The 289-nt window shown below is 74.7% G+C and carries 1 pseudogene; it reads left to right on the forward strand.

The features are described from left to right. A pseudogene (locus AOK22_RS42015) lies at positions 1-289 on the forward strand (hypothetical protein); the annotation flags it as partial.

Raw genomic sequence — 289 nt, forward strand, 5'->3', positions numbered from 1 at the left:
TCGGCGAACGCTTCGGCATCGCGCCCACCGCCGCGTCCTCCCTCGTCTACCGATCCAAGGAGGCGTTGCGGGCCGGATATCTGCGGCGGCACGTGCGTCCCGCGAGCGCGGAGTGCGCCGCGGTCATGGACCGTGTCGTGGCCTCACTCCGCGGCCGCCCCGTACGCCGCCACACCGCCGCCGTCTCCGCCCACCTCCACCAGTGCGCGTCCTGCCGGGAGGGGCGGCGGCACCTGCGGTACGTGAACGAGGGGCTGCCGCGGAGGGGGGCCACGACACGGTCCATGAC

The sequence above is a fragment of the Streptomyces silaceus genome (assembly GCF_001419745.1).
Taxonomy (GTDB): domain Bacteria; phylum Actinomycetota; class Actinomycetes; order Streptomycetales; family Streptomycetaceae; genus Streptomyces; species Streptomyces silaceus.